The organism is Staphylococcus sp. EG-SA-2, assembly GCF_017152085.1.
Genome location: NZ_JACYHC010000218.1, coordinates 1 through 7,887 on the forward strand (window position 1 = coordinate 1; position 7,887 = coordinate 7,887).

The window sequence follows — 7,887 nt, forward strand, 5'->3', positions numbered from 1 at the left end:
TGAAAATAATTGCACAGTTGTCAACTTATCTAGTTCAAGTAATTATTTCCACTTATTGCGTGCACAAGCAGCTAGTTTAGATTCTGAACAAATGCGACCATTGGTTGTTATGTCACCAAAAAGCTTATTGAGAAATAAAACAGTTGCCAAACCAATTGATGAGTTTACTTCTGGTGGATTTGAGCCAATTTTGACAGAATCATATCAAGCGGATAAGGTTACAAAAGTTATTTTAGCAACTGGTAAAATGTTCATTGATTTAAAAGAAGCATTAGCTAAAAATCCAGACGAATCCGTGTTACTCGTTGCGATTGAAAGATTGTATCCATTCCCAGAGGAAGAGATTGAAGCATTACTAGCACAATTGCCAAACCTTGAAGAAGTGTCATGGGTACAAGAAGAACCTAAAAATCAAGGTGCATGGTTATATGTCTATCCATATGTTAAAGTGCTAGTTGCAGATAAATATGATTTAAGTTATCATGGCAGAATTCAAAGGGCTGCTCCAGCTGAAGGCGATGGAGAAATTCATAAACTTGTTCAAAATAAAATTATAGAAAATGCATTAAAAAATAACTAGGGGGAAATAAGTCATGCCAGAGGTTAAAGTTCCAGAATTAGCAGAATCTATTACAGAAGGTACCATTGCAGAATGGTTGAAAAACGTAGGGGATAGCGTAGAAAAAGGTGAAGCTATTCTTGAATTAGAAACTGATAAAGTTAATGTCGAAGTTGTATCTGAAGAAGCAGGTGTATTATCTGAACAACTTGCAAGTGAAGGCGACACTGTAGAAGTTGGACAAGCAATTGCTATCATCGGCGAAGGTAGTGGCAATGCTTCTAAAGAAAATAGTAACGACAATACTCCACAACAAAATGAAGAAACAAATAATAAAAAAGAAGAAACAACAAATAATTCGGTAGATAAAGCTGAAGTCAATCAAGCAAATGATGACAATCAGCAACGTATTAATGCTACGCCTTCTGCGCGTCGATATGCTCGTGAAAATGGTGTGAATCTTGCTGAAGTAAGTCCGAAAACAAATGATGTGGTTCGTAAAGAAGATATTGATAAGAAACAACAGGCACCGGCATCAACACAAACAACACAACAAGCATCTGCAAAAGAAGAGAAAAAATACAATCAATATCCTACAAAACCAGTGATTCGTGAAAAAATGTCACGTAGAAAGAAAACAGCTGCCAAAAAATTATTAGAGGTATCTAATAATACAGCTATGTTAACAACATTTAACGAAGTTGACATGACAAATGTTATGGAATTGCGTAAACGTAAGAAAGAACAATTTATGAAAGATCATGATGGTACTAAATTAGGATTTATGTCATTCTTTACTAAAGCTTCTGTAGCAGCTTTGAAAAAGTATCCAGAAGTTAATGCAGAAATCGACGGCGACGACATGATTACGAAACAATATTATGATATTGGTGTAGCTGTTTCTACAGATGATGGATTATTAGTACCATTTGTAAGAGATTGTGATAAAAAGAATTTTGCAGAAATCGAAGCAGAAATTGCTAATTTAGCAGTTAAAGCACGAGAGAAAAAACTTGGCTTAGATGATATGGTTAATGGTTCATTTACGATTACAAATGGCGGTATTTTTGGATCAATGATGAGTACGCCAATTATCAATGGTAATCAAGCTGCAATCTTAGGCATGCATTCAATTATTACAAGACCAATTGCGATTGATCAAGATACAATCGAAAATCGTCCAATGATGTATATTGCATTAAGCTATGATCATAGAATTATTGACGGTAAAGAAGCAGTTGGATTCTTAAAAACAATTAAAGAATTAATTGAAAACCCAGAAGACTTATTATTAGAATCTTAATCCACAACACAAAATAGTTTACTATTCCTAAAAACGTAATCAAATCAATAACAAACAGCAGTAAGATTATTTTCTAGTCGAAATATCTTACTGCTGTACTTTATTTTTATAATGCTTCGTATTAAAATGTGAGTTTAATTTTGACAACTTAAAAAATATATCATTTTTATTGAAATAGACTCACAATAGAAATATAGGTGGAATGGCGTGTTTCAATATGCTAATGAAATCATTTTAGATAATAACAAGCGATGAAATTTATGAATTCTATAAGCGCCTTTAGTTAATTTAAAATCATCTGAACAAGATGTAAATTCACTTTATGGATACGACATGTATATGTTTTTTATGTACTACATAAAACGAAATATTCAATTGCTATATACAGATACTCATTAATGACATACTCAATAGCAACCATAACAATATTATGTTACCTATTTAAATGAAATAGTTCTTTTAAAGAAATACATTTTTCACATATTAATCTATAATCAAAATCAACTGACCGATATTCTATAATTTATGATTAAAATAAGTTATAATATAATAGTAAAGATAAAGATAGAGGTGGCTATAATGTGTGGACTTAGAAGTATAACATTAGGTACAACAAATATAGAACAGACAAAACATTTCATGGTTGACATATTAGGATTAAATTATGAAGAACTTCTTGAAAACTCAATTCGTTTCGGCGATGCAGATATAAGCCCGGGAACAAGACTTCAATTTATACAAGTTCCAAGTGAGCAATTAGAAGAATCTCACTTTGTGGGTATTGGATTACGTACACCAACTGACTCAGGTTTAGAGGAGTATGCGGAAATATTATCGAATAAGGATATTCCATTTACAACAGTTAAAGAATTAAATGGCAATAAATATTTCAGTCTCGAAGATAACAATGGTCATATTTTCTCAATATATTCAAACGAGAATAATTATGGCGTTGGTTTAGGTATGCCTTCTTTTGAGAGTGCGGTCAATCCGTTACATCAAGTGCAAGGTTTAGGACCAGTGATTCTTAAAGTGAATCATGTAGATATTACAGGTCAAATTTTAACAAATATATTCGGACTTGAAGTATTTGCAGAATACCAACCCTTCGACAATGCTGACTATCATGTCCAAGTATTCAAAGTTGGAACGGGTGGTCTAGGTGGCGAAATACATTTAATGCCTGTAGAAACCGAAATGACAATGCCGGAATATGGCGCAGTCGATCAAGTTGAGTTTGAAACGAAAGATGCAGATTTCTTTAATCAAGCGAAATCGCGCTTAGATGAAGTGGAAATACCATATCAAACGCTTGAGCAAGATGATATTGAATCAATTAGAATTACTGAAAACAGTGGATTATCGTTTATATTCACTTTACAAAAATAATTTTTTTACGATAGCGAGGACAAAATTTATGTTACATGAAACTTGGAAAGAACGTACACCAATCAAGAAAGTAGAAGTCATTAATACAGATGCAAAGAAATTTACAGTTTCTGACATGTTAACGGTTGGCAAACAATATGATGTTATCAACGAAACTGAAGAATATTATCAAATAATAGATAATTCTGGATTAGTTGGCGGTTACTATAAAACATATTTCAAAGAAGTTTAAACGCATAATTATTGAAATGAAGCCTAATATGAGATTTTCAATTAGTAAATTTGGTAAAATATAAACAATTCGCATACTAAGTATTGCGTTTTATATCAGAATAGAATAGTAAACTAAGGCATTTGAAGAACTTATTCCATGTCTTAGTTTTTTAATTTATTTAAAGGAGAACGTTTTAAAATGGCACTAAAACATTATAAGAATTCAGATTCAACAGTTTTCAATGATGCGAAGGCATTATTTGATTTAAATAAAAATATTTTACTTAAAGGTCCAACAGGTTCAGGGAAAACAAAGTTGGCAGAAACATTAAGTGAAGTTGTTGATACACCCATGCATCAAGTCAATTGTTCTGTTGATTTAGATACAGAAAGCTTATTAGGCTTTAAAACAATTAAAACAAATGCGGAAGGTCAACAAGAAATTGTCTTTGTAGATGGTCCAGTTATTAAAGCTATGAAAGAGGGGCATATTTTATATATTGATGAAATAAATATGGCTAAACCTGAAACATTGCCTGTATTAAATGGTGTATTAGATTATCGTCGTCAAATTACGAATCCATACACTGGTGAAGTAATCAAAGCTGTACCAGGATTTAACGTTATAGCAGCGATAAATGAAGGTTATGTTGGTACTTTGCCAATGAATGAAGCACTAAAAAATCGCTTTGTTGTTATTCACGTTGATTATATTGACGGGGACATTTTAAAAAATGTGATTAAAGAGCAAAGTTTATTACAAGATGATAAACAAATCGAACAAATTATTAAGTTTAACGAAGATTTACGTACTATGTCTAAGCAGGGACAAATTTCTGAAGAAGCCGCTAGTATCCGTGCATTATTAGACTTGTGTGATTTAATCACTGTAATGCCAGTTGAACGTGCAATTAAACGTACAATTATTGATAAATTGGAAGATGAACGTGAACAACAAGCAATATATAATGCTGTAGAACTAAACTTTTAAAGAGGGATAAAACATGAGTGATCGTTTCATAAAATTTAACGACGAACAGTTAGATGCCAAGCAAGTAATGATGTTGCAAGACTTAGCTCGACTCTTATTAAAAAATGAACAAACACAAGTTAAAATCCAAAAATTCCCTTACTATAATCCTGTTCAAAATGTTTTGATTACGAGTTGGTTTTGGTCACATCGACCAAGCCATATCGAAATGGCTGGTTTAAAAACAGATGTTATGTTAGCTGCTTACGGTTATCATATGATGGATGTACAAATTGTAAATGAAGTAGTACAAGATAAAACTTTTAAACACCCTAAATTTTATCAACAACTTTTTAAATTATTAGAAGATATGCGCGTATTAAATTCTATTAAAGTTGAGCGCCCAAGTACTGCTAAATTAATTGATCTTCGCTTAGATACACGGGTATCATATACGGAATCTCAAATTAAAGTGTATCGTACTAAAACACAATATACAGATTTATTATTTTTGTATTTAGAACATGCATTTTTAAGTCAAGATTTCTTTGATATACCATCTATACATTCAGATTTAGATGATATTTTAGTAAATATGTTCTTATATTTACCTAATTTTTTCCAAAATCAAAATTCTGAAGATAATATGTATCTGGCTCAAAGAATTATGTATCAAGTAGATGATATTTTAAAAGAAGATATGCTAAACGAATATTATTACTTACCTAAAACACTATATAATACATTAGCTAGTCCAGAGTTTGATGATTTAAAGAGAACTGATGCAAGTCAAGTCGATGGGCAAGATGATACTTCAGAAGATGATGATAACGAAAGTGAAAAAGCTGACTCTAAATCTGCAGATAGTGAGTCAAAAGGTGGCGCCTATTTAGAAATGGAGCTTCACGAAGGACAAAATAGTGAAACATTAGGTAATGATGAAGCACGTGAAGGCGATGCTACAGATGATATGACTGATATGATGACCAAAAAGGGCAAAGGATCAAACGATACGCTAAATCGTGAAGAAGGCGATGCTGTTGGTCAAAGCCAAGCATTTCAACTTGATGGTGTGAACAAAAATGTAGAAATAAAATGGCAAATTCCTGAAATTGAGCCACAATATGTTTTAGAATATCAAGAATCGAAACAAGACGTACAATATGAAATCAAAGACTTAATTCAAATTATAAAGAAAACGATTGAACGAGAACAACGAGATGCACGTTTTAATTTAACAAAAGGGCGATTACAAAAGGATTTAATTAATTGGTTTATCGACGATCAATATAAATTGTTTTACAAAAAACAAGATTTAAGTAAATCATTTGATGCGACGTTTACATTGTTAATTGATGCGTCAGCAAGTATGCATGATAAAATGGCTGAAACGAAGAAAGGTGTAGTGTTATTCCACGAGACGTTAAAAGCATTGAACATTAAACATGAAATTTTATCATTCAGTGAGGATGCCTTTGATTCAGACGATCATGCACAACCAAATATCATTAATGAAATTATTAACTATGATTACTCAACCTTTGAAAAAGATGGCCCACGTATTATGGCACTTGAACCTCAAGATGATAATCGTGATGGTGTTGCTATTAGAGTTGCAAGTGAACGATTAATGCGTCGAAATCAACATCAACGATTTTTAATCGTATTTTCAGACGGCGAACCGTCTGCATTTAATTATAGTCAAGATGGTATTATTGATACGTATGAAGCTGTAGAAATGTCACGTAAATTTGGTATTGAAGTATTTAATGTATTTTTGAGTCAAGATCCAATAACTGAAGATGTTGAACAAACAATTCATAATATTTATGGTCAATATGCTATTTTCGTTGAAGGTGTTGCGCATTTACCTGGACATCTCTCTCCATTATTAAAAAAATTACTACTTAAATCTTTATAAATAAGTTTAAAATATGAGTTTATATGAAATTGTGAATAAAAGTCATCAGTTACTATTTAAAAAGTGAATTTGAAGAATTTTATTTTCTGGCATAATTTGATTTAAACAACACATGTGTTTTGTTTCTGCTATGTACAACATATTTCATATAGACTCTTTATTATTTTTTGTGCTAAAATATTTACTTGTAAATTATTTCGTGTTTTAAAAAAAGGAGTAACTCTATGAATAAAAATACATGGGTCATTGGGTTTACGCTCTTCGCTATGTTTTTTGGCGCAGGCAATCTAATTTTTCCTCCTAATCTCGGATTGGATAGTGGTCAATTTTTCTGGCCCGCCATTTTAGCGTTTGTTCTAACTGGGATTGGTTTACCATTATTAGGTGTGATTGTAGGTGCACTTGATAAAGAAGGATATATTGGCGCATTAAATAAAATTTCACCTAAATTTTCAATATTGTTCTTAATCATCATTTATTTGACTATAGGACCACTTTTCGCAATACCTAGAACTGCATCTACATCTTTTGAAATGACAATTACACCAATTATACATAGCAATAGTAGTATCGCTTTATTTATATTTACGATTATCTACTTCATAGTCGTTTTGTATATTTGTTTAAATCCATCTAAGTTAATCGATCGTATTGGTTCATTATTAACACCATTATTATTGATTACTATTTTAGCGATGATTATTAAAGGATACTTAGACTTTAGCGGTAATAGTGCTGGAAAGGGCAATGAAGCACTATATCATTCTAATTTTTCAAGTTTTGCTGAAGGCTTTACACAAGGCTATTTAACAATGGATGCCATTGCAGCAATTGCTTTTTCAATGATTGTTGTTAATGCAGTAAAACTAACAGGCATTACTAAAACAAATCAAATATTCAAACAAACTTTGACTGCTGGTTTAATTGCAGCCGTAGCTTTAATTTTCATATATATTTCATTAGGTTATATTGGTAATCATATGCCAGTAAGTGACATGACGTTAGATCAATTGAAATCCAAAGATCGAAACATTGGGACATATTTATTAACGACAATGGCTTCAACAGGATTTGGTTCATTCGGAAAATATTTATTGGGCATCATTGTGGCGCTGGCATGTCTAACTACAGCATGCGGGCTTATTGTTGCAGTTTCTGAATATTTCCATAGAATCGTACCTAAAGTATCATACAAAGCATTTGTATTAGTTTTCATTTTAATGAGTTTTATTATTGCTAACCAAGGTTTAAATGCTGTTATCTCAATGTCAATTCCGGTATTAAGCATTGTATACCCAGTAGCAATAACTGTTGTATTATTAATTTTAATTGCCAAATTCATACCGACAAAACGCATTTCACAACAAATTCCAGTTATTATCGTATTTATATTGTCGATTTTCAGTGTTATTAGTAAGTTAGGTTGGCTGAAAATTAACTTTATAGAATCATTGCCTCTAAGAGCGTATTCTTTAGAGTGGTTCCCAGTAGCAATTATTGCAACGATATTAGGCTATCTAGTCGGCATATTT

The 7,887-nt window shown here is 31.7% G+C and carries 6 protein-coding genes and 1 pseudogene; all 7 read left to right on the forward strand.

Annotated elements, in window-relative coordinates; all coding sequences use genetic code 11:
• A pseudogene (locus tag IDG60_RS02015) lies at positions 1 to 580 on the forward strand (2-oxoglutarate dehydrogenase E1 component); the annotation flags it as partial.
• 13 nt (positions 581 to 593) lie between these two features.
• Positions 594 to 1,862 carry a dihydrolipoyllysine-residue succinyltransferase gene (gene sucB, locus IDG60_RS02020; RefSeq protein ID WP_001115440.1) on the forward strand — a complete coding sequence of 423 codons (1,269 nt, stop codon included), beginning with the start codon at positions 594 to 596 and terminating at the stop codon, positions 1,860 to 1,862.
• 579 nt (positions 1,863 to 2,441) lie between these two features.
• A complete protein-coding gene (locus IDG60_RS02025; RefSeq protein WP_000334518.1) occupies positions 2,442 to 3,251 on the forward strand; it encodes a VOC family protein in 810 nt (269 codons plus the stop codon).
• Positions 3,252 to 3,279: 28 nt separating this feature from the next.
• Complete coding sequence (locus IDG60_RS02030; RefSeq protein ID WP_000902175.1) at positions 3,280 to 3,483, forward strand: DUF6501 family protein; 204 nt, start codon at positions 3,280 to 3,282, stop codon at positions 3,481 to 3,483.
• Positions 3,484 to 3,663: 180 nt separating this feature from the next.
• Positions 3,664 to 4,455 carry an ATP-binding protein gene (locus IDG60_RS02035; RefSeq protein ID WP_001185421.1) on the forward strand — a complete coding sequence of 264 codons (792 nt, stop codon included), beginning with the start codon at positions 3,664 to 3,666 and terminating at the stop codon, positions 4,453 to 4,455.
• Between the two features lie 13 nt (positions 4,456 to 4,468).
• Entirely contained in the window at positions 4,469 to 6,355 is a 1,887-nt protein-coding gene (locus IDG60_RS02040) for a nitric oxide reductase activation protein NorD (protein ID WP_001283678.1), read from the forward strand.
• A 224-nt stretch (positions 6,356 to 6,579) separates the two neighbouring features.
• The coding region (gene brnQ3, locus IDG60_RS02045) for a branched-chain amino acid-like transporter carrier protein BrnQ3 (RefSeq protein WP_206160443.1) at positions 6,580 to 7,887 on the forward strand (1,308 nt) is incomplete at its 3' end.